A 23,619-nucleotide genomic window follows, 5' to 3' on the forward strand; every position below is an offset into this window, starting at 1 on the left:
AAAATTAGTTGGAAACAGCCAATGCAGCCCGGGCTGCTTGAGCCGCTTGTACCATTAGTCGCAAGGCGGCGACAGATTCCTCCTTGGTGCGGGTTTTCAGACCACAGTCTGGATTAACCCAGAACAAATCTGATGGCAGTACGCGCAGGGCACGCTGGATCATGCTTAGCATTTCGGATACATCGGGGATGCGCGGACTGTGGATGTCGTACACGCCCAGACCGATGCCCTTGTCGTATACCTGATCTTCAAAGCTGACAATCAGTTCTCCGTGACTTCGTGAAGTTTCAATAGATATAACGTCGGCATCCATATCGGAGATGGACTGAATCATATGCTGAAATTCGGAATAGCACATGTGCGTATGGATTTGGGTCGCAGGCTCAACGGTGGCCGTGGTCACAAGGAAGGCTTGAACCGCCCAATCCAGATAGGCTTGCTGTTGTTCTTTTTTCAGTGGAAGCCCTTCACGAATTGCAGGCTCATCGACCTGAATCATGCCGATGCCCGCTTGTTCCAGTGCCTCTACCTCTGCCCGTAATGCCAGAGCCAATTGTAAAGCAACTTGACTACGAGGAATATCGTTGCGTTCAAAAGACCAGTTCAAAATGGTCACAGGGCCTGTAAGCATTCCCTTAACAGGCTTGGAGGTTAACGATTGGGCGAATGCCGTTTCTTCCACGGTCATGGGCTGATCGAAGGAAACGTCTCCGTATATAATCGGCGGTTTGACACAGCGGGAGCCGTAGGACTGCACCCATCCGTTTTGCGTAAAAGCAAAGCCGTTCAGCTTTTCGCCAAAAAATTCAACCATATCGGTCCGCTCAAATTCGCCGTGTACAAGCACGTCAATGCCAATGTCCTCCTGAATATCAATCCATTCCTTAATTTGCTGTTGGATGAACGCCCGGTATTGCTCGGCAGACCCTTCTCCTTTGCGATAGTGCAGGCGGGCCTTGCGGATCTCGGCGGTTTGCGGGAAGCTACCAATGGTCGTCGTCGGCAGCGGAGGCAACTTCAGCTTATTTTGCTGAATCTCACGACGCTCGGCGAAAGGAACGCTGCGTGACAGAGGCTCTTTTGCCAACAGGTCGGCCAGATCTGCAGCTGTCTGTACGCGTGCCGCTGAGCTGTTGAAACGGGTTACCGCATCCGCACTTTGCTCAAGCTTGGCGAGTGCGGAAGGATCGTGTTTGCCAAGTGCAGCCGTCAGGACGGCGATTTCCTCCAGCTTTTCATCGGCAAAGGCCAGCGCTTGCACCAGCTCCTTGTCCAGCTTTTGCTCTGCCTCCAGACTGACTGGCACATGCAGCAGACTGCATGATGGCTGTACGATAAGCTGTGCGGCAGTGGTTTGTTCTGCTAACTGACCCAGCAGGGCAGCCACAGCGTTCAGGTCGCTGCGCCATATATTGCGCCCGTCAATGACCCCAGCGCCCAGCGTTTTTCCTTTAGGGAAGCCATGCTGTAATATATGCTGAAGATTTTCGCCATCATCATACACAAAATCAAGACCCAGTCCCTGTACCGGAAGTGCGGACAGACGCTCATAATGGTCCAGGCTGCCAAAGTAGGTTTGCAGCATTATATTTAAAGAGGGCGCAGCTTGAGTTAAAGCTTCATAGACTTCCTGAATAATGTCCAAATCCTCTGCCGGGAATGAGGTGGTCAGGACAGGTTCATCGATTTGGACCCACTGAACGCCTTCTGCCGCTAGTTCAGACAGGATACGGGTGTACAGTGGCAGGAAGCTTCGTACGATGGTGGCCAAATCCTTATGATCATAGCCTTTGGAAAGGGTAACGAATGAATAGGGGCCGATGAGGACCGGTTTCCCATCAATGCCTAGTTCTTGTTTTGCTTCACGATAAGCCTGTAAAGGTTTATTTTCAGTGAACACCGGGACTGCGTTTGCCAATTCAGGAACGATGTAGTGATAATTGGTATTCATCCATTTGGTCATTTCACTGGCGGTTGCTCCCTTCTGTCCACGAGCGATCCCGAAATACACGGACAGAGGAACCGGACCTGCGGGACGATGGTTGAACCGTTCGGGTACCAGACCGAACATCACAGATGTATCCAGCATGTGATCGTAATAGGAGAAGTCTCCGACAGGAATGCGATCAATCCCCTTGTCACGCTGCTTGCTCAGATGCTCCAACCTTAATCTTTTCATCTCCGTTTGCAGTTCGCTTTCGTCAATGCTGCCGTTCCAGAAGCGTTCCAGTGTTTTCTTCCATTCCCGGTTTTCGCCGATACGTGGATATCCCAGATTACTGCTAATCAAGCCGGACAATTCAGGCCATTCAATAATGGACATGTACTTTTCCTCCTAGTGGGTAGCTGTTTTATTTTTACGTACCAAAAAAGGCATTCTTCCCCCCAGAGTTAAAAATAAGTAGGGGAAAGAATGCCTCCGTGATTGAAAAATCAAAAATACGGCGACTGCTCTTAACACCTCCCTATCTTCCGTAGGTACTTGCGATGTTGTTAAAATAGGCAGGTCTCCTGACTTACGGATCATGACTCTCAGCATTCCTTCCCGGTCTGTGGACCAGTGGATATATGAACAGCTGAAAGTTCCCCGTTTACAGTGGCGGGACCGTGCCGGATTTGCGCCGGCTTCCCTTTTAAGCCTGATCTGAATAGAACAGACACCTATCTCCAAGCTATGCGGTTGAGGTATGACGAATAATTATGCACTCGTATACTTGTTCACCATCATAAGTGAAACTTACAGGATGCGCAATAGAAACTCCAATGGAATCTGTTAGCATATGAAAAAAAGACAAGCCTTACCCGTGAGGGGGACTTGTCTTACATTAGATATAGCATCTTGCCTTCTGGGTAGACATCGCCTTATGCCAATGAAACGGTATAGCCTGCCTGAATACTGGCTCTCACATCCACCAGACGCTGGTTGCGACTGCCCCGGAAGGGAAGGGTCAGGTCCTTTTGCTGTTCTACAAAACGACCATCCACAATCACATCGCACAAAAGCGCTAGCTCCTGTCGCTCCTGATCTGTGAGTAAATCTTCATAGACAAAGCCAGTATAAGCCCACACGGTTCGGTCGGGACAGGCCTTGCGGAAGTCACGCACAAATTGCGAGCATTCTGCTGCTGAGAAAAACGGATCTCCCCCGCAGAGAGTCAGTCCGTCCAACAACGGATTATCCATGATGTCACGAATGACTTCCTGTTGTCGTTGGGGTGTGAATGGCTCACCTGCACGGAAGCTCCACGACGCTGGATTAAAGCATCCGGGACAGGCATGGCGGCAACCGCTAATGAACACGACGGTGCGCAGGCCGTATCCTTCGTTCAGAGATTCCGGAATGTAGCCACACAAATTCACTTATGTTTCACCCGGTCTCGAACTTCTGCCTGTTTTGCAGCATTAAAGCGAACGGTATAATCTCCTGTCAGATATCCGGTTACCCGACGTAAGCGCTGAAAGTGTGTATGTTCCTCATCTGTGCCGCATTGGGGGCAGCTTGTCCCGATAATCCCTTCATAACCACATTCCGTACAACGATCCACCGGGTGGTTGATAGAGAAGTAGCCGATGTTCTGATGCAGCGCGTACTGAACAATTTTAAGAAACGCATCCGGGTTATTCCGCGCATTGCCGTCCAGCTCGATGTATGAAATCGCACCAGCGTTGCATAGGTTATGGAACGGAGCTTCCAAGCTGATTTTACGAGCAGCCGGGAGTGTGTAATACACGGGAATATGAAAAGAATTCGTGTAATATTCTCGATCATTTACCTCAGGAATAATCCCGAAATCACGTTGATCCAGCAATGTGAATTTGCCCGACAGACCTTCGGCAGGCGTAGCGAACAATGTAATATTTAAATTGTGATGTTCACTCATTCGATCGCAATACACGCGCATGGAAGTGATGATTCGCTGTGCCTCGCGGTATACGAAATCATCCTCCCCGTGGTGTTTCCCGTATAGTGCCTTCATGCACTCAGCCAGCCCGATGAACCCGATCGAAAGCGTACCGTGCTTTAGTACGCTTCCCACCTTATCCTCTGGCGCCAGTTCTTCTCCACCTTCCCATACCCCTTCACGCATCATAAAGTCCGAAGCTTTGGCCGGCTGGCTGGTCTGGATTTGATAGCGATGGATTAGGCCATCCACCGCAATGCGCATAACTTCTTCCAGTCTCGCATCAAAGCGATCACGGTCAGGTGTCAGGCGTTTGCCTGTGCAAATACCATACTCAATGCCAAGCCGCACCAGATTAATGGTATTGAAGGAGAGATTTCCCTTGCCACTCTGCCGGTTTCTGCCGAAACGGTCAGAAATGGTACGGGTACGGCAACCCATTGTCGCTATAATGGTATCCGGGTCATCAGCACGGTAAAAAGGCAAGTTGAAGGTGGCATCCACATTCACAAAATTGGGATACATCCGTCTGCTAGAGCATTCTACCGCCCGTAAGAACAAATCATAATTGACGTCGCCTTCTGCCTGGTTGATTCCCTCTTTGCATTGGAAAATATGCTGCGGAAAAATAGGAGTTTCCCCGCTACCCAAGCCGCGAATAGTGGCCTCCAGCAGCGATTGAGTAACAAGCCGTCCTTCAGCAGACGTGCACATTCCGTAATTCAGTGAAGTGAATGGAATCTGTCCACCCGCCCGACTGCTCATGGTGTTCAGGTTATGAATGAGCGATTCGGCAGCCTGGCGGGTTTCCGTTTCCGTTTCTTCGCGTGCGAATGCGTATGAACGAGGGCAGACTTCTTGCAAATAGGGATTGGCCATATGTAGTTCGTCGTCAGACAGACTGGATTCTATCTCTTCCTCGAACAACCGTAGTCCCTTGCGCAGATGCTTGCGGAAGGACCGGGCAACGTATGGGGCAAGGTCCCAATCTATTTTATTGGCGGAGACACCTCCGAATTGGCTGTTTTGCTGAGACTGGAATATGATGGCGACCAGTGCCATAGCGGACATAATCGTTTGCGGTGTGCGCACAGAGCCGTTGCCTGTATTGAAGCCGTCTCGCAGTAAACGACCAAAAGGGATAAAGATACAATTCGTAGTTCCGAGCGCATATTGGTCCAAATCGTGAACATATACATATCCGTGGTCAATCGCGTTCGTCAGTTCAGGCGGAAGTACCCGCAGGCGCGCATACCATTTGGCATACTCGGACCCAAGCTTGCTCATTTTGCCACTGAACGATTCTCCATTCAAATTCGCATTCTCCCGTAGCATGTCCAGATCTTGTGCCCCAATGACCCGCTCGCCGATGTCGTATAATTGATGTTCCTCCAGCACCTTCATCGTAAAACCCTCCATATAGTAAAATATATATATTTTTCACAAAAACAACATATTGATGATATCTTGTGTTAACCAATTGTTTCGATCTATATATTGTATATACGTAAACATTGAGAGTATGTGACTATTGTCACATTGATAGGAGTGGGCGGTATAAAAAAGCCAGATACAGAGTAAGGGACACATCCACGGATATGTACCTTACTCTATATCTGGCAATCATAGTTACGATGAAAATGATAGGCTTGCGAGTACATAATATATGATCTTGGGATATTGTTTCGAGAAGGTTTAGAGTAGCTTTTTCAACTGGGACACCCGGCCTTGGGAAATATCTAGCATTTCGGCATACACTTTTTGTGGCAGGTTCGGGTGTTCCTGAATCAGCTTGCGTAGCTTTTTTACCATTTCACCTTGCTGCACTCTAGATTGCTTGGGCTGCCAGGTTGTGTTGGTTCGGGTCGGCTTGGAATGTTCTTGAGCCTGGATAGCATCGGTGCTTGTGGCATGCACATTTTCATCGTTCTTTAATACCTGGATGCACTCTGCGCAAATAAAGCTGTCCCGAAAATATGTTAAATGATCCACCGCGCCGCAAAATTTGCAGGAGACACCCGTGTATTTTCTTAATACAAATCCTTCTTCATCTACGAAAAATTCAAGTGAATCACCGATATTGATATCCATTGTGGTGCGCATTTCCTTAGGGAGTACGATCCGCCCCAATTGATCCAGAGGCCTTGTCATTCCGGTATTTTTCATTAGCGCTTCCTCCTTCAATGATATATCCTGATTATACCAAAAAATATTATTTTTAGCTTTGTATATTGAAGGTAAAATACAACTTTTTTTGTCTTTATGCTGGGGTCTCTCTTTCATCCAGTATAGGATGTTTTCGGTATTGTTGCCGGGGTACTCCTTTTTAGCTATGATATATTAAAACGTTTTCATAAAAGTACTTTTTATCATCTTAATTAAGCTAAGGAGATGAAGGATATGAGTCATGAAACAACGGGTATCGAATATTTATTTCAAGATCCGAAGATTCACCTGGATGAGCGTGTACGGGATCTCGTGTCGCGACTAACCTTGGAGGAAAAGGTTGAATCCATGTTGCAATACCAGCCGGCCATTGACCGATTGGGAGTCGCAGCTTACAAGCACGGTACGGAAGCGGCACACGGGATAGCGTGGTTGGGTGAGGCGACTTCATTTCCTCATCCTGTAGGATTGGCATGTACTTGGGATACGGAATTAATGCGCCTCATCGGCTCTGTTATTGCAGATGAGGCACGTGTTTACTATCGCCGTGATCCCAAATTAAACGGTCTGACCCTGTGGGCACCTACGGTGGACATGGAGCGTGACCCGAGATGGGGGCGCAATGAGGAAGCTTACGGCGAAGATCCGTATTTGACGGGAGAGTTGTCAAAGGAGTTAGTCAAGGGGATACAGGGGGATCATCCGGTATATTTGAAAGCGGTTGCCACTTTAAAACATTTTCTGGGTAACAACAATGAAGTGGACCGGGGAATTGGCTCCTCCAGTATAGACCCACGAAACCTGCGAGAATATTACCTAAGAGCCTTTGAGAAGCCTTTTACAGAAGGCGGAGCCCAGTCGATGATGACTTCTTACAACCTGATTAATGGAACGCCTGCTACGTTATATCATGGGGTTAACGATATTGTCAGGGGCGAATGGGGGATGAACGGCTTTGTTGTAAGTGATGCGGGTGATGTCATGGGGATTGTCAATGATCATCAGTATTACGATTCCCATACGCCTGGCGTGGCCGAATCTATTCGGGCGGGAATTGACAGCATTACAGATGATGCGGAGCTTTCCAAGCAGGCGATTCGAGAAGCTTTGGCGCAAGGAATGCTACAAGAAGAAGACTTGGATCGGGCATTGTTCCATACGTTCCGTGTCCGTTTTCGTTTGGGGGAATTCGACCCGGCGGCAGACAATCCCTATGCCTCGATCGGAGAGGAAGCTCTCATGACAGAGCAAGCCCGTGAATTGTCGTTGCGTGCGGCGAGGGAGCAGATCGTACTGCTTAAAAATGAGCATGAACTCTTGCCATTGAACCCTGCCGGGTGTGGCAAAGTAGCGGTCATTGGTACACATGGCAATGAGGTGTACCGCGACTGGTATTCCGGTACGCTGCCCTACCGGGTTACACCGCTGGAGGCGATTTGTGCCAAGCTAGAAGGCGAGGACGCAAAGGAACGCGTCGTGTACCGTGATGCCAAGAATCGCGTGACCTTGACGGCGGCGAATGACGGAGCGAAGCTCGCAGTTGATTCTTCTGGCGAGATGCGCCTATCCCAGGATGGAGAGCCCACAGTATTGACCATGACGGATTGGGGCTATGGCAGTGTGACGTTACATGATGAGCATCTGGGTACTTACGTGACGAGTGATGAGGAAACGCTCCGTGTGACAGCTGATGAAGCGTATGGCTGGTATGTCAAAGAGGTCTTTGGGCTGACTCCTGTTGGACAAGGAGAGCATCTGTGGACAACATGGAATGGCAAACCAGTGATTGCCGGAACGGAGGGCTCATTAAAGGTAGTGGAGGCTGAAAAATCTGCACTTAACGTTGTAGAGAGTAACGCCTCGACAGCCTCGACAATTTCAGGACAGAGCCAAACATTCCAGGTAGAGACGGTGTCTGATGGTTTAGCGGAAGCGATAGCCGCTGCGCAAGCGGCAGATACAGCAATTGTATTTGTTGGAAATCACCCGCTCATCAATGGAAAGGAAGAGAATGACCGCCCAGGCTTGGAACTGGCAGCTTCCCAGCAACGGCTTATCGAAGAAGTGTATCGCGTCAATCCGAATACGATTGTGGTTCTGACGGGCAGCTATCCATTTGCCATCCCTTGGGTTCAGGAGCATATTCCAGCGATCGTATACACATCTCATGCGGGACAAGAGCATGGTACGGCAATAGCGGATGTGTTATTTGGAGATTACGCGCCAGCGGGGCGTTTGAACATGACCTGGGTTCAGAGCGAGGATCAATTGGGCGACATCAAAGATTACGATATTATTCGTGGTGGTCGTACCTATCAATATTTTGAAGGTGAATCCTTGTATCCCTTTGGCCATGGATTGACGTATTCGCCTTTTGAATATAATGACCTGCGTACGGATGCCCCAAAGGATAGCGTAAAATCTATTGCTGCACTGGATGCCGTGGATACGCTCCAGGTGTGGGTAGAGGTGACGAATAGGGGCTTAGCTGCTGGTGAAGAGGTTGTACAACTCTACGTACGGCCTGGTGCCTCACGAGTAAAGCGACCATTGAAGACATTGTGCGGTTTTCAACGGATTCGCTTAGAGGCAGGTGAGACGCGAACGGTTTCCTTTACGATTCGGATGAAGGATTGGGCGATTTGGGATGTTACACGGGATTGCTATTGCGTTGAATCGGGTGAATATACACTGCTGGCAGGCGCTTCCTCAGCAGATATCCGGTTAGAGCACCCTGTGTACGTTCGTGGCGAAGTTATTCCACCACGCCAAGCCGGACGAAGTATCCGCGCTGAAAACTTTGATGATTGCTCCGACATTGTACTGGATGAAAGCAAGGAGCAAAGGGAGGCCTGTGTGCGTCCGCGCACACCTCAACGTTCCGGTTGGATTGCCTTTCATGGCGTAGACATGGATACGGTGAGTGTGGTTGAGCTTCAGTGCCGCGTGTCAGGCAACAGTAGCGATGCCACAATTGAGCTGCGTTTGGATGCACCGGACAGCGAAGCTGTGGCACGTGTGAACGTGGGCAATACAGGAGGGGCGCAAGCATGGGTTACGCTTTCGGAAGCGGTACATTCAGTCTCTGGCACACGTGTTGTATACCTATTGTTAAGCGGGGAAGTGCGGCTAGCTCATTTTACTTTGGGCGCTAATGCTACAGAGGATTCCGGCTTTCAGGCTTGAACTTACTTCTGACATCACGTACAATGCATTCAACGAAGTTTCTACAGCTTAGGGGTGTCATCTCATTTGAATAGTGAAAAACGACTACGCACCGCAACGCCCAAATGGCTTGGGGTGGCGGTAAAGGCGCTTGTCTATTTGGAAAAGCACGGAGAACTCTGTGCCAGCGGTTCTATTGCCCGTTCCATTGACTGCGAAGTCACTTTGGTGCGCAGGGTGCTGACGCGACTTGTACAGGCAGATTTGATTGCAGCACGCGAAGGTCGTGAGGGAGGCTATGTGCTTACCCGTTCGGCCGACCATATTACACTTGCCGATATATACCACGCCATTGAAATATGTGATCCGATTTTCCCGGGTATGATGCATGAACCGGAAACCAATCCTTTTTGTGAGGAGTTGGCGATAGCCGTATCCGAAATTTTAGCCGAGAGCGAACGACGTATGCTGGAAGTATGGGGGTCCCATACGCTGGCTTCGCTTGCCAATCGTACATCACTCGTGGTGGGAAAATGCAATCATAATGAAGATAAGGATGCCAAGTCTCCTTCTCAGAGGGATTAACACATTTTCATTCAAAATGATAATAGCCGATACGACTCTCAAGAGAGGGTTGTATCGGCTATTTCTATGAAATGGTCATGTCTCAAATTATATTTCATATGAGCAAACCCGGTTACGTCCTGCATTTTTAGCTTCGTATAGTGCTTTATCTGCCTGCTCTAACAGGGCTGCCCCGGACATATCTTCCCCGGTACCAGGAAAAGTCGTCACGCCGATGGACACCGTGACCTTGAGAACAAGACCGTCCGCTAAAATAAACTCGTGCTGATTTACTCCGCTAAGAATTTGATTAGCTATGCGCAACGCTTGCCGAAAAGCACAATTCGGCAAAAGCACGGTGAATTCTTCCCCTCCGCTGCGGGTGACTACATCATTAGGACGACATTTTTCCATTAAAATCTGCCCAAGCTGGCGCAGCACTGCATCTCCTGCCGCATGCCCATAGGTATCATTGACTTCCTTGAAGTGATCAATATCCAACACCAGTACAGATAAGTGCTCATGACGTTGGCGGGCTTGAGGGAGCTTCTCTTCCAATGAGAACTCAAGCTGTCTTCTATTACTTAAATTAGTGAGATGGTCTGTGTAGGAGGTATGCTCCAGACGAAGTAATAGCTCATTGGATGTGTTGATAGATTCAGCAATGAGATACAGCAGACACCCGCCGACCATGGAAATGAAGAATTGGAGCGGATAAACGTGCAGAACATCATCAAGATTTTTCAAATTAATCATAAGGGGACAGAATATAATGCCCAAAGCAAAAACGTTCATAATGATCAGCTTAGGTAAACGTGACCAGGACAGATGTGACAGCAAAGCGCACCCCAGCCCAACGAGCATCATAAAAATAGCGCCTACGATGGCTTGAGCGTTAATACCAAACAGCAATAATCTACCTACACATATAAATAGGGTAGCCATGAGCGTTGCTGGGCCGCCGATGTACGTTGCAGTAGCTACGATGGCCAAATGACGAAGATCGGCAATCGTATTAAACCCTACTGGAATTGAATAGTACATCATAACAATGCCATAGCACCCAAAAAGAGCGCCTCCGATCCAATGTATCTTACGCTTCAAGGTGTGCAGACGGATTTTATATCTTTGTGATATGAGGCCAGTTATGTACAAAAAGGTGACAAGGATACAGGTATTTACAAAAAACGTACTGAACAAGATGCTAACCCTCCCGAGAGGCATATTTCTTCATTTTATCAAAAAAACTGACATTAAGCTTGAAAATGAAGAATTTATTGAAATTTATTACGTTGATGCGCTTATAACGTTTCGTTCATGTGTTTGGTGCATAACTGGGAATAGATTGAGCATACTCCAAAGATACAAGAATAAGGAAAAATGGGCGGTATCTATTGCTGCCTTACTGGAGATGAGGTTTGCTCATGATTCGCTATCCCTATCGCAAACATAATAAAAAGTCGGGTGCGGGCAAGAACAATGAAAATTCTCCGCGCTATTTAAAAATCGATACTTGTTTGGAAACCAACTTGCAGCAAATTAAGAAATTGACATCAGATAGCCCAGACTTTCTGATTCGCCGCTTTAAATTAGGGCTGAGGGCGGATGTTCCCGCCGCTATTGTGTTTCTGGATAGTATGGCTAAAACGGATACGGTGAATGAACTCATCATGAGATCCATGCTTAGCCGCTCATCTGCTGAAGTGGCTGCTGAGGCGGAGAATGCAGAAGCGCTGTACGCAAGAATACAGAGTCATGCGCTTGCACTGGGAGAAGTGACGGACTGCGATGATTGGAGTTCCATGATGGAACAACTGTTAATGGGGGACACGATCATCTTATTGGAAGGCTGCGAAAAAGCCATTGCGTGCGGCACGCGTGGGGGAGAGACACGCGCAGTCAGCGAGCCAACAACACAGACAGTCGTCAGAGGACCGAAAGAAGGATTTGTAGAATCCCTGTTCACGAATATTTCTCTGGTCCGGCGACGGATTAAAAGCTCCGATCTTACACTGGAGATGTTCCAAGTGGGAAGCACGTCTCTCACGAATGTAGCCATGCTGTACATGAAGAATATTGCAAATCCAGGCGTCGTAGATGAGGTTCGTAAACGGATAGAAAACATCAATATTGACGCTATATTTGAGTCCGGCATGGTTGAGGAGATGATACAGGAAAATCATTTCACACCATTCCCAACGATTTTTAACACGGAAAGACCCGACACCATCAGCAGCAATATTATGGAGGGCCGAGTAGCGCTCATCGTAGACGGGACTCCGTTTGTACTGGTGATGCCTACAATATTTGCCCAATTTTTTCAGAGTTCTTCGGATTATGAAGAGCGTTACGATATGGCGACTGTTGTTCGGCTCATTAGATATATCAGCTTCATTATTCTTATTCTGGGGCCTTCTCTCTACATTGCCTTAACAACATACCATTATGAAATGATACCGACTCCACTACTGATCAGCATATTGGCTCAGCGGGAATCCGTTCCTTTTCCGGCATTTCTAGAGGCGTTTATTTTGGAGATTACCTTTGAGATTTTGCGTGAGGCGGGTATTCGAATGCCGCGTGCGGGTGGTCAAACGGTATCCGTTATTGGTGCGCTTGTGTTGGGTCAAGCGGCCGTGGAAGCCGGAGTCGTCACCCCGCTGCTCACAATTATAGTAGCCCTGACAGGAATAGCCAGTTTCGCAATCCCAGCCTATAACATGGCAGTGGCCGGGAGATTGTGCCGGTTTATTTTCATGATACTGTCAGCGTTTATGGGGCTATACGGCATTACATTGGGGCTGATTGCGTTGATTGCTCATATGAACAGTCTAAGTTCCTTCGGGGTGCCCTACATGGCGCCTTTCAGTCCTTTTGTGCTGGAGAGTCAAAAGGATGCCGTATTGCGACTCCCATTTTGGATGATGAAGAAACGTCCTAAAAGCATAACGTCTAAGAACCAGAAACGAATGAAGGATGGAAGCGGGAATTCCCCTTCTGATAAAACCACACCGATGCAGGAGGGGGGCAATCAGGGTGTATCAGGGGAAGAGGAATGAACAAAGGGCAGTAACCTTTAAGGGGAGTATAGGGAGACTGTGTTTGGTCCTGTTACTGTTCGCTCCCTTGTTATCCGGTTGCTGGGATTCTGTGGAGTTAAACCAGAGAGCAGTAGTAGCGGGGATAGGAATTGATATGGTTGGGGAGTCAGATTACGAAGTTTCCCTACAGGTGATCGTGGCAGATGAAATCGCCGGAGCCAAAGCGAGAGGAGATACTCCTGTCGTTTTGTATCGGGAAAAGGGAAAAAATCTGTTTCAAGCGCTCCGCAGAGCCTCACAAAAGGTTCCGAGGATCATTTCTTTGGCGCACACCAAACTGGTCGTTATTGGTGAAAAGCTGGCACGGGCTGGAATCGGCGATATGATGGATTCTTTGGAAAGGTCTACAGAAATCCGGTTGCCGGTGAAAATGCTGGTGGCACGCGGTAATACTGGGAAGGATGTACTGGCAATCATGACCGCGATCGGCCGTATTCCGGCCAATGATATTTCAGGAAAGCTGGAAACATCGGAGCGTTTGTATGCCGGGGATTACGCGGTGACTATCGACGATGTCATTCGCAGCATGTCTCATAAGGGTGGCGGTCCTGTGCTGACGGGCATAGGGGTCAATGGGAATTTGGAGCAGGCTGCAAGCAAGAACAATGTGGACAATATTTTACCGAAAGCCATTGTTCATATTAACGGAATGGGGGTGTTCAAAAAGGATCGGCTTGTCCACTGGTTGGACGATGACCAGGCCATTGGACTGTCTATGATCAACAACAAGGTGAAAGGTGCCCAAACAACACTGAGCTGCGGTAAGAATAGGGAAACCATTGGCATCGAAACCTTGTTTTCTGCAACCAAGATACACACTCGGATGGAGCAAGGAGAGCCTATTTTTGTGATTAACTTAAAACAGACCGGGGCAGTACAGGAAGCCGAGTGCTCGATTAACTTACAGAGTCCGGAGGCGATGAAAAGACTGCAGGAGCAATGGACAGAGGAGACGAAAAAAGTAATCGCTTCAACAGTCAGGGACATTCAGCGTACCCGCAGCGATGTAATAGGCTTTGGCCTTGCGCTGGAGAGGAGCCATCCCCAACAATGGAAGAGGCTCTCTCACGATTGGAGCCGTTATTTTGCGGAAAGTACCGTTCGTATTCAAGTGACTTCTATACTGAAACACACTCAGTCGCGGACTAACCCATATTCCAAGGGGGAATCAGACTAGTGAAAAATAGAACAAGGAGGGAAGGCCATGAAAAAAAGGGTACAGATAGGTGCAAAAGAGATGATCTCTCTTATGGTGTTGTTTGAGATGGGTACATCCATGATGTCTATTCCCGGAAGGAATGCGGGCAAGGATGCATGGATCGCCATCCTCATTTCCACGGTTTTGGGGGCAATGCTTTTTGTATGCTATGGCAGCCTTCACCGACGCTTTCCCGACTTGCTCATGACACAGTACTGCAGAACCCTTTTGGGCAAGAAAGCAGGGAGTGCGCTTGCTTTTTTATATATCGTGTTTTTTCTTTACGGCGGAGCACGGGATCTTCGGGACACGGGGATCCTGATTGCCGACCGGACACTTCAGCATACGCCGTTGACAGTCATTTGTGCTTTAATGATTGGACTTGTAATGTATGTGGTGTATTTGGGAATCGAGGTTGCAGGCCGAACGGCCATCATCATGTTGATTTTGCTGCTACTGCTGGGCCTGGCTACGAATATATTAATTTTGTTGGCAGGCATTGTAGATGTGGGCAATATATTGCCCATAGCCGAGCATGGCTGGCAGCCGATATGGCAAGTTGTTTATTCGCAAGCCGTGATGCTACCGTACGGCGAGATGGTTACGTTTGCGATGATTCTTCCCACATTAAAAAAGGGCTATCGTGCCAATGGGGTAGGGGTCTCTGCTATATTGTTCGGAGGGCTGCTCCTGTCTATTGTTACACTGTCTAATGTGCTTGCACTGGGAGAGGATGTGTTTAAACGGGCGACTTACCCGCTACTCTCGATGATCAGCAAGGTCGAAATATCTGATTTTATCGACAGAGTGGATGTCATCGGCGTTATGAGCGTTATTATCTTTGATTTTTTTAAAATTTTCATCTTCTATTATGCCGCGCTTAAAGCCGCAGAGGATGTATTGAGAATGTCATACGATAAACTGATCCTGCCATTTGGGATTATCATGTTAGTCTCTTGTGTATTGATGACACTGAACTATCAAGATCACCTTCAAACAGGCGAGTTAGTGCTGAAATGGCTGTTTCCGATATTTGCCGTGTTTTTTCCTATCTTGCTGCTAATCGTGTGTGGGCTGAGAAAGACCCGAAATAAAAAAGGAGAGGACAATGTCTCATGAGACATTGTCTTGCCGACAAAACATACAACAGTATCGGTCAAATGCTCATTTTGATGTTCGATTTTATTCATGGAAATGCGGTCATTATCTTTACTGAAAAAATACCAAGCCTGGTCGTGGCTTTTCTGATGATTCTCTGCGTAAAAAGGCCTTCACAGCTCATCAAAGCTGGATATGGGAGTATTCTAGCCGGAGGTATCGTATTAGTTGAAGTTGCAATATTAAATGTAACCGTGCTGGGTACGAGTATAACGGAACGCTCGATCTTTCCATTATTAAGCACCTTTGCGAATGTGCAGCACTGTCCCTCATCTATATTCATCCATTATTTGTTTATGTTTTCCCTTGTTTGTTCTTTCTGATGACTCTCTTGCGGAGAGGCAGAGGAGGAAGTAGAAACTTTAAGGAAACGTGACCATTGTGAGAAAAGGAAGCGAAATGCGTTTCCTATTTGCTTTTTGCCCACATTTATAAGAAGCACCATGAGCATTCCTATCAGGACGATATATTCTGATGGTCGCATCGTGAGAAAAGCCAATGAAATAGGCTCCCAAGGATGATGAACACCAAAAAGCCATTTTATCGACATACTTGTTCCTAGCATTAGCAGCATAAAAAGCATGAATATCCAAAGTGTTTTCAACAAGCATCCCTCCGATATTTATATAAGCCAAGCATGTACCATGTATACATTGTGTTGCAAAGTCGTTCAATTTATCCGATCCCATTGACTTGAAATAAATTAAGATTTATACTTATTCTAAATTGATATTTGATATGATTTTAAGTTTGTAATTAATATAATCTGCTTTGGTTAAGGGAGATGCGGTATGAGAACTTTAAATTTAACTTCACAGCGCCAAGCGGTATATGATGTGGTTCGTGAAGCCCACGATCATCCTACTGCGGCCGATGTTATGAATCGGTTGATGGAGCGCGGATATAATCTGGCCTATGGAACAGTATATAATTCCCTACGTTATTTGACGGATAAGGAACTAATCCGTGAATTGAAGTTGGGGGAAGCTGCTAGTCGTTATGACGGACGGATGGACGATCATCAGCATATTATTTGTCAGGTATGCGGCCGAGTAGATGAAGTGATGAGTGAAGTCCCACATGATTGGATTGACACGGTTGCGCATGAAACGGGGTATAATATTGCCCATGCCCATGTCGTATTCGGAGGAGTGTGTAAGGAATGTCAAAGCAAACGAATCAGATAACGAATCGTTTCAAAGTGGCTGATATGCCTAGACGGGTGAAGGGCAGTTGGACATCGATGTTAGCAGCTCCCTCTACACCTACGGTGCAGACGGTTCCTTCCAATGAGCCTTTGTATTGTCCGACTACACGTCGTATCATTCTGATCAGTTCGGTACCGGGTGTAGTTCATGGGTTGGTGCGTACGTTGTCAGATGCGTGTTTTGATGTGATGGTTTTTCATCGCTGGGAACCTGAAGTGCAGCGTCATCTGGGAAGCGATCTGTTGATTTACGATTTGACCGCCACCGAACCACAGAGTGAATTACTGGATATCCGCAATCGTCTCGAGGTAGAACACATGAAAGACACACCGGTTATGTATGTGGTTCAGGATCGGGTGTCTGTACATGCGCATGAGCTGCTCCCTTCAGAAGAGGTGCTGGTGTGGCCGCTGGCTTCCAATCATATGGTGCATGACATTGAACGGATGATTGTACGCCATCCTGCAGCTTCCCGTCAGGCAGCGCAAGCCAGCCGTCGTACGGTATTCAAGGACATCTGGATTGACCGAGATAAAATGCTGGTATATAAAGAAGAGAGTCAATTGAATCTGACTAAAACAGAATACGATTTGCTGCTGAAGCTGATTGATGCTCAAGGCAAAGTGATCTCCCGCGAGCAAATGATGCACGATATCTGGGAGACGGATTTTGTAGGAGGCAGCAACGTTGTAGATGTGCATGTCAAAAGTTTGCGCAAGAAGCTGGATGATCGACCTGCGGAACCTGAATATATTGCAACCGTAAGAGGTGTAGGATACAGATTGGCAGATTGAACTAAAGGCTATGAATATCGATGAATTTCCGTCGGATGGAGACATTCGGCGGTTTGTATATGATTCCATGAAGAAACTGACATTAGGTGTGACGGTTGACTTTAGCCGGATATATACACTACAATCGGTAGTGTGAGGTGCTTCTTATGAAACGACTGAATTTTAAAGCTGGCGAAACCGGGCTTAACCGATTTTTCGGACCTCTGGAAGCCAAAATTATGGATATTTTATGGTCCACTTCGGATCGGAGTATCAAAGAAGTGCAGACCGCGTTGGAGGGGGATCGGGACTTTAACTTCAATACGGTAATGACCGTGATGAACCGTTTAGTGGAAAAGGGAATACTGAGTAAGAGTATACGTGGGAGAACGTCTTTATATCGTCCAGTATTAAGCAGGGATGAGTTCATGGATGAGCAATCCAAGGGACTGAGTCACGAATTGGTGGATGAATTTGGTCCGCTTGCTGTCAATCATATGATTGATGCTCTGGAGGTGGCCGATCCGAAGTTGATCGAACGTCTGGAACAAAAAATTAAACAATGGAAAAAGGATATGTAGCGATGTGGAAAACACGTTCTAAATTACTGTTTACAGCAGGCGCCTTGATTTCGGGTTTCGCCCTTATGCAGATGGGTATGTACGCCGGGCAGCATGTTTTCGGCTGGAAATTGAATTATAACGTGTTTCAAATATGCAGAAGCTTGTTGCAGCACTACGGAATCGGCTACATGGTGGATGCGCTCAGCGGGCTGGTTCTCGTTACCTTCACTATCGCCGGAGGAGAAGCAGTCAGACAGTGTATGGCTACCAGGGCAGCTTTTCGCAGACTGCACCGAATGCGTGACCTGCCGCTGACCGAAGCACTGGGTGAGCGATATCGTGAACTCGGGACCGATCGGATATGGGTCATTGATTATGCCAAGCCAGCCGCCTTCACCATGGGATTATGGAAGCCACGTATTGTATTGTCCTCTGCCCTATTGTCCGTACTGGACAAGCACGAGGAAGAAGCGGTCATATACCATGAAGCCTATCATATGAAACATTATGATCCGTTGAAGACCTGGTTGCTGCAAGTGTGTGCTAAACAGCTATTTTACTTGCCGGTGCTGCGTCACATTACCAATCATTATAAGACGGCCCGTGAAATTTTGGCTGATAACGAAGCGATTCATCGAGCTGGTTCCCCAGTTGGGATTGGGAGCGCATTGCTCAAGCTTCTGAGTATGACGCCTGCCAATACTCGTCTGGTAAACTCCGCCGCTTGTTCCTCGTTTGCAGAAACGTCCATTAATTATCGTATCTCACGTATTTTAGACCCTCAGCAAGAACCTGTCATTCAAATGCCTTGGCGTTCGATTATGTTTTCCAGCTATGTGCTAGTGATGCTGACACTTATGTTCGCACTGGCGCTAATTTAGTTGGACAAGATGTTTCTTACGGGTGGCGCTTTTCGCGCTCCCGATTCTCGATGTTCAATACACTACACTATGTAGTTTGTTACAGAATTTTTATACAACTTAAAAGGAGATGAGCAAATGAATCAAACGCTTATGAATATTGGATTGTTGTTGGTACGAATCTTTACAGGGGTTATTTTTATCGTTCACGGTGCACTAAAGTTTCAGGGATTAGACGGAACCTCTGGTTTCTTCCAAAGCATCGGACTCCCTGGCTGGATGGCTCCTGTGGTCGCTACCGTTGAGCTGGTTGGGGGTATTGCACTGGTTCTGGGTATCGGAACACGGCTGGCTGGAGCGGCATTGACTATCGTTATGATCGGTGTATTGCTAACTGCTAAAAAAGGACAGCCTTTTGGCTCGATTGAATTTGATCTGCTGATTCTGTTCACCAGCCTTCAGCAAGCACTTGTCGGTGGACGGTTTCTGGCAGTGGGTCAGTTATTTGGCCGTAAAAAGGCTGAAAACAGTAACGTACAGGTCTAAATGTTTATATAACCGCGTCCTTAGTCTCATAGGGCGTGGTTTTTGTTTTTCTCCTTTGTGAAATTTTATTGTAAATCATTTGTTACTTTCAACCGATATAACTAACACTGAATGTAATTCAAATATAATGTTTTATGAGCAAAGGGGAAAAAACATGGGAACAACGCGAAAGAGAAAAACTATATGGACACTCAGGAACAAGCTAAGTTTAGGTTTTTTGCTTGTTTTGCTGATTCCGAGCTTAAGTATTTCCATTGCGACCTATAAATCATCATATAATGCTATGGAGAAACAGCTCTACAGCAGTGCAAATCAGGGTGTAGCGACGGCTAACTCGATTATTGAATACGCAATCGCCAGTAAAATTAAAGATGCGAAGTATTTGGCAGAGCGTCTGGACGCCTCAATGATAGATGGTCGAAACAGCCCATTGATTCAGCCCAAACTGATTCAATACAAGGGCTTGCACGAAGATGCGACGGATATTTTTGTTGGAACACCGGAGGGGCTGATGATTCGGGGGGTGCCCAAGGAGGACGAAGGGACATTTGATCCTCGTACACGGCCATGGTACATCGAAGCGATGAAGCAACCCGGTAAGGTAGCGATCACCCCTGTTATCATCAATTCATCGGGTATTCCTGTTGTGGTGGTATCTCAGACGCTTTCCGACCAGTCCGGGGTTATCGGGATTTCTCTAAATCTGGAAAGTGTACGCAAACTGGCCTCCATCAAAGTCGGCCAGGAGGGGTATATCATCATTTTGGATCATACGAAAAAATTTGTAGTCCACCCTACGGCTAAGCCGGGTACATCTCTTGATGCAAGCTTTATAAATAATATGTATGCAGCGCAGAGCGGGCAGTATACATATGTGTATGAAGGTCACGAGAAATATTTGACCTATGTAACGAATACGGATACCGGCTGGAAAATTGCAGGTACCTTCTATCAATCCGAGATCAGCGATGCCACCGCTGCCATGCGTTATGTAACCATTTTTGTGTTGGCTGCCTCATTGGTGATTGCGCTTATCGCGATTTTCCTGATCACCCGTTCTGTTCTGGTACCGATTCGTAAGCTGCAAAAATCAGCAGAACGAATCAGTGAAGGAGATTTGACGGGCGATTTGGAAACCGGAAAAACGGATGAGGTTGGCGAATTGTCTTCTCACTTCCAAACCATGGTCGACAGTTTGCGCACGATGATTCGAAGCGTACACGAAACGACAGATCGGGTAAGTTCTTCAGCGGAGGAGCTGGCTGCGGGTGCAGATCAGACAACCCAAGCGATTGAGCATGTCACCATTGCTATCCAAGAAGTAGCTGTGGGCAGTGAACGTCAGGTGCAGAGCGTCAAGCACGGTTCTGTACATATGGAGGAGCTTGCTCAGCAAGCAGCGAACGTATCCGAGCGTATGGTGGGCGTATCTGAACATGTGAAGATGAACGCCGAGTCGGCTCAGGAGGGTAGCAAGGCTGCTACGCAGGCTGTACAGAAGATGCATGACATCGACGAGACCGTTAACGATCTCGGACAAGCGATGGACTCCCTCAATGAGCGCTCCGGTGAAATCGTGAATATTATCAGCGTTATATCCGGTATCGCTAAACAGACCAATCTGTTAGCTCTAAATGCGTCCATTGAGGCCGCACGCGCTGGGGATCATGGTAAGGGATTTGCCGTGGTCGCTACGGAGGTGCGTAAGCTAGCTGAGGAATCTGCCAAATCGGCTACCTTGATCTCGGAGCGTATTGAAGCGATGCAGGTGGATATGAATCATGCTCTGGGCGCTATGCATCAAGCGCGGACACGGGTGACGGAAGGCATTGATTCGGTAACCACGTCTGAGCAATCCTTTGCGGAAATCAGCCAAGCCGTGGAACGAGCTATGGAGCATATCAATGACATTACCGGAGTGACTCAGGAAATGGCACGGGGGACTGTAGGTGTCGTAGATATTATGAGCGATATTTCCCACATTTCGGATGAGGCAGCGAGCAACACCGAGTCGATCTCAGCCGCAGCTGAGCAACAGCTCGCTTCTATCGAGGAAATTGCTTCATCTACAGCGGACCTGAGCCAAATGGCAGAGGAATTGCGCGAACTGGTTGGACGTTTTCAGGTTGAAGGAAAATCCTAAAATGAGGATTTCGCAAAAATCCAATAAGCGACTTCCAATGAATGAGATATAGATCGAAATGGTTTAGTTCGTCTATATCTTGCGCTTCAGAGCGACTGAAATCGAATTTTGCAAAATCCTGAAATGAATAAAAAGCGCCGGATACAGGAGATTGTACTCTGTATCCAGGCGCTTTTTTTAAATGTTTTTAGAATAATTTTTGGTTTGCAGGGTTAGAAGTTAACGTTGGAAGGACTTGCGGCGATCCAGACGGAAACGGACATCCCGAGAGCTGTCGGAAGGACGTAGCGAACTTCTCTGAAACATATTGTTCAGAATCAGTGCGAAAATGACTAGCACTGTACCATATAGTTCAAAACGGCTAATAGCATAACCTTGGAAGTACATGAGTACCAGCGTGGTAATCGGTACAAAGTTAATAAATAGAATTCCGTTCAGTGGAGACAGCTTTCGGATTCCAGCATTCCAGCTAAGCAGGGCAGCTAGCCCTGGAAGCAGGATCATAAAGCTCATTTCGTATTTAACTGACCACACAGCCTGCCAGTCCGGCACCACAATCCAGTTGAAAGCAGAGGCAAATGTGACGACTACGAAGGAGACGAGAGTTCCGAGCATGCAGGTTAGGGTTGAATACCGTAGAGTAGACCATCCTGCAAAATGGCTGCCTCCCATGGAATATACGACCCATCCGACGACGCCTACGAAAATAAGCAGCAGCGGCAGTAAATGTTGTCCGGCAAGCGTGAAAAAGGTCCATTTTCCGTTCGTGATCACAAGTAAAGCCCCAGCCAGCGCAATCACCATGCTGATTAGTGTATATTTCGGAGGCATTTTACGGGTCATGATCCACACCATCGCAATGGAAATCATCGGCATTAGCACTTCCATTATAGAGGCTACCAGAGTACCTGCTGCCCCCATCGCGTGCTGTCCCTGGAAAACGGCCATATTATAAATGGTGAATCCCATGGTCCCGAAGAATAACAACGTCTTGCCCTTGCCCTCAAAGCGAAATGCTGTCCGTCCCTCTTTGAGCCACAATAGCACAACTAAAATGAGTGTAACCGATAAATAGCGCAAAAATGAAAAGTACAGTGGATTGATGTGTTGTAATGCAATGTGCGAAACCGGAAACATCGCCCCCCAGGACATACTGGCGATTAGGCATAATAAAGATCCGGTCATGATTTGTCTGTTCATGGTGTACAAAAGCTCCTCCTTGCCGGTCTCAGCGGACATATCTTATGGACACATCATAAAGGATAGGAAGCTGTTGGTAAAATGATTGAAAATAAACATTATGATCATTTAAAATGATAATAAGTGACAAGTCGCGTCAATTTTGATGGCCCCTTGTCCTTCACAATAAGGGGGAGCAGTAGTGGATCTGAACGATTTAAACATTTTCCAGACGGTGGCTGCGCATGGCAGTGTCAGCAAGGCTGCAGCCGAGCTTAGCTATGTCCAGTCCAATGTAACGGCCAGAATCAAGCTGCTCGAAAAGGAACTGCAAACGCCTTTATTTAATAGACATAAGCGGGGAATGATCCTCAATGCTGAGGGCAAGCGTCTGCTGCAATATACGAAAAGCATTTTATCGCAATTCGAGGAAATGAAACATGCGTTTCAGAATACCTCTGCACCTTCGGGGGTGCTGGAGATTGGCATTGTGGAGACTGTCATTGCCCTCCCGGCCATTTTACATGCCTACTATAGCAAGTATCCGGATGTCGAGTTGTCCCTCAAGGCCGGGGTTACAGAGTCTCTGGTGCAGGAGGTTGCAGAAATGCGGCTGGATGGAGCTTTTGTGACCGGGCCGGTGAAGCATCCGCTGATTGAACAGTTTGATGTATTTCAGGAAAAACTGGTCCTTGTTTCCCAAGGAGATGACTTTTCTGTTGAGGATCTTACAACCCGTCCACTCCTGCTGTATAAAAAAGGCTGCGGCTACCGGGGACGGCTGGAAACTTGGCTCAAAATGGAGGGGATTATTCCCAAGCAGATTATGGAGTTTGGGACATTTGAGACAATTATCGGCAGTGTGGCGGCTGGTATTGGAATGACTGTTTTTCCCGAATCTTCGATCAGCGGGCTGGTGGCTCAAGGCCTTGTATGCGGTCATGCGATGCCTGAGCCGTACAATGAAGTAACAACGGTGTTTATCCGGCGTAAGGAAGCCTTTGTTACCAGTACTTTGCAGTCTTTTATAGATGAGATTATCACTCAGACAGAGGCGTAGCTTTATCGCTTGGGCTCGGTTACAATGAGAGGG

20 protein-coding genes and 1 riboswitch are annotated in these 23,619 nt (G+C 47.4%); of the genes, 13 read left to right on the top strand and 7 right to left on the bottom strand.

The genetic code is table 11. The features are described 5' to 3' along the window. Positions 1-4 precede the first annotated feature (4 nt). From metE to ACQW03_RS13045, 4 genes are all read right to left on the bottom strand, one after another. Positions 5-2,323, bottom strand: coding sequence for a 5-methyltetrahydropteroyltriglutamate--homocysteine S-methyltransferase (metE, locus tag ACQW03_RS13030; protein ID WP_441950052.1), 2,319 nt, complete (start codon positions 2,321-2,323; stop codon positions 5-7). Between the two features lie 161 nt (positions 2,324-2,484). Then, a riboswitch (cobalamin riboswitch) is annotated at positions 2,485-2,680 on the bottom strand. A gap of 182 nt (positions 2,681-2,862) precedes the next feature. Then, a complete protein-coding gene (nrdG, locus tag ACQW03_RS13035; RefSeq protein ID WP_076292716.1) occupies positions 2,863-3,360 on the bottom strand; it encodes an anaerobic ribonucleoside-triphosphate reductase activating protein in 498 nt (165 codons plus the stop codon). Further along, on the bottom strand, positions 3,357-5,306 hold the full coding sequence (locus ACQW03_RS13040; protein WP_441950054.1) for an anaerobic ribonucleoside triphosphate reductase: 1,950 nt from the start codon (positions 5,304-5,306) through the stop codon (positions 3,357-3,359). The genes nrdG and ACQW03_RS13040 overlap by 4 nt, the downstream gene beginning before the upstream one ends. A 291-nt stretch (positions 5,307-5,597) precedes the next feature. Beyond that, positions 5,598-6,068: an AbrB/MazE/SpoVT family DNA-binding domain-containing protein gene (locus ACQW03_RS13045; protein WP_076292715.1), complete on the bottom strand. Its 471-nt coding sequence runs from the start codon at positions 6,066-6,068 to the stop codon at positions 5,598-5,600. Between the two features lie 234 nt (positions 6,069-6,302). Between ACQW03_RS13045 and ACQW03_RS13050 the strand changes: the two genes are divergently transcribed. Next, positions 6,303-9,254: a glycoside hydrolase family 3 C-terminal domain-containing protein gene (locus ACQW03_RS13050; RefSeq protein ID WP_441950057.1), complete on the top strand. Its 2,952-nt coding sequence runs from the start codon at positions 6,303-6,305 to the stop codon at positions 9,252-9,254. Between the two features lie 66 nt (positions 9,255-9,320). Beyond that, positions 9,321-9,818 (top strand): Rrf2 family transcriptional regulator, encoded by a 498-nt coding sequence (locus tag ACQW03_RS13055; RefSeq protein WP_025720321.1) that lies wholly within the window; start codon positions 9,321-9,323, stop codon positions 9,816-9,818. A gap of 87 nt (positions 9,819-9,905) precedes the next feature. Here the strand turns inward: ACQW03_RS13055 and ACQW03_RS13060 are convergent, their stop codons facing one another. Then, entirely contained in the window at positions 9,906-10,997 is a 1,092-nt protein-coding gene (locus ACQW03_RS13060) for a diguanylate cyclase (protein ID WP_441950059.1), read from the bottom strand. Positions 10,998-11,221: 224 nt separating this feature from the next. Here ACQW03_RS13060 and ACQW03_RS13065 point away from each other — a divergent pair, with 224 nt between their 5' ends. The 4 genes from ACQW03_RS13065 to ACQW03_RS13080 are packed head-to-tail and all read left to right on the top strand — an operon-like array spanning position 11,222 to position 15,577. After that, positions 11,222-12,856, top strand: coding sequence for a spore germination protein (locus ACQW03_RS13065; protein ID WP_441950061.1), 1,635 nt, complete (start codon positions 11,222-11,224; stop codon positions 12,854-12,856). Positions 12,857-12,899: 43 nt separating this feature from the next. After that, a complete protein-coding gene (locus tag ACQW03_RS13070) occupies positions 12,900-14,075 on the top strand; it encodes a Ger(x)C family spore germination protein (protein WP_028540755.1) in 1,176 nt (391 codons plus the stop codon). A gap of 27 nt (positions 14,076-14,102) precedes the next feature. Then, positions 14,103-15,215, top strand: coding sequence for a GerAB/ArcD/ProY family transporter (locus tag ACQW03_RS13075; RefSeq protein WP_220030383.1), 1,113 nt, complete (start codon positions 14,103-14,105; stop codon positions 15,213-15,215). Then, complete coding sequence (locus ACQW03_RS13080) at positions 15,212-15,577, top strand: hypothetical protein (protein ID WP_441950064.1); 366 nt, start codon at positions 15,212-15,214, stop codon at positions 15,575-15,577. Before ACQW03_RS13075 ends, ACQW03_RS13080 begins: the two co-directional genes overlap by 4 nt. Before the next feature lie 39 nt (positions 15,578-15,616). On the opposite strand, the gene ACQW03_RS13085 is transcribed toward ACQW03_RS13080, so the two are convergent. After that, entirely contained in the window at positions 15,617-15,928 is a 312-nt protein-coding gene (locus ACQW03_RS13085) for a hypothetical protein (RefSeq protein WP_441950066.1), read from the bottom strand. 117 nt (positions 15,929-16,045) lie between these two features. On the opposite strand from ACQW03_RS13085, the gene ACQW03_RS13090 reads away from it, so the two are divergent. From ACQW03_RS13090 to ACQW03_RS13115, 6 genes are all read left to right on the top strand, one after another. Then, the gene (locus ACQW03_RS13090) at positions 16,046-16,441 is read left to right on the top strand and encodes a Fur family transcriptional regulator (protein WP_023990809.1); all 396 of its coding nucleotides are present in this window, start codon (positions 16,046-16,048) and stop codon (positions 16,439-16,441) included. Further along, entirely contained in the window at positions 16,417-17,256 is an 840-nt protein-coding gene (locus ACQW03_RS13095) for a winged helix-turn-helix domain-containing protein (protein ID WP_071643454.1), read from the top strand. The genes ACQW03_RS13090 and ACQW03_RS13095 overlap by 25 nt, the downstream gene beginning before the upstream one ends. A 146-nt stretch (positions 17,257-17,402) precedes the next feature. Next, positions 17,403-17,816 carry a BlaI/MecI/CopY family transcriptional regulator gene (locus ACQW03_RS13100; RefSeq protein ID WP_023990807.1) on the top strand — a complete coding sequence of 138 codons (414 nt, stop codon included), beginning with the start codon at positions 17,403-17,405 and terminating at the stop codon, positions 17,814-17,816. A 2-nt stretch (positions 17,817-17,818) separates the two neighbouring features. Beyond that, complete coding sequence (locus tag ACQW03_RS13105) at positions 17,819-18,679, top strand: M56 family metallopeptidase (protein WP_220030382.1); 861 nt, start codon at positions 17,819-17,821, stop codon at positions 18,677-18,679. Between the two features lie 117 nt (positions 18,680-18,796). Then, positions 18,797-19,204 (top strand): DoxX family protein, encoded by a 408-nt coding sequence (locus tag ACQW03_RS13110; protein ID WP_441950070.1) that lies wholly within the window; start codon positions 18,797-18,799, stop codon positions 19,202-19,204. A gap of 154 nt (positions 19,205-19,358) precedes the next feature. Continuing rightward, positions 19,359-21,347, top strand: a complete 1,989-nt coding sequence (locus ACQW03_RS13115; protein ID WP_220030381.1) for a methyl-accepting chemotaxis protein — start codon at positions 19,359-19,361, stop codon at positions 21,345-21,347. 219 nt (positions 21,348-21,566) lie between these two features. On the opposite strand, the gene ACQW03_RS13120 is transcribed toward ACQW03_RS13115, so the two are convergent. Then, positions 21,567-22,547, bottom strand: a complete 981-nt coding sequence (locus tag ACQW03_RS13120; RefSeq protein ID WP_252508936.1) for a DMT family transporter — start codon at positions 22,545-22,547, stop codon at positions 21,567-21,569. A gap of 181 nt (positions 22,548-22,728) precedes the next feature. On the opposite strand from ACQW03_RS13120, the gene ACQW03_RS13125 reads away from it, so the two are divergent. Then, positions 22,729-23,586, top strand: a complete 858-nt coding sequence (locus ACQW03_RS13125; protein WP_023990802.1) for a LysR family transcriptional regulator — start codon at positions 22,729-22,731, stop codon at positions 23,584-23,586. Positions 23,587-23,619: the final 33 nt, after the last annotated feature.

The sequence above is a fragment of the Paenibacillus sp. DRB1-1 genome, assembly GCF_052119485.1.
Taxonomy (GTDB): Bacteria; Bacillota; Bacilli; order Paenibacillales; family Paenibacillaceae; genus Paenibacillus; species Paenibacillus polymyxa_B.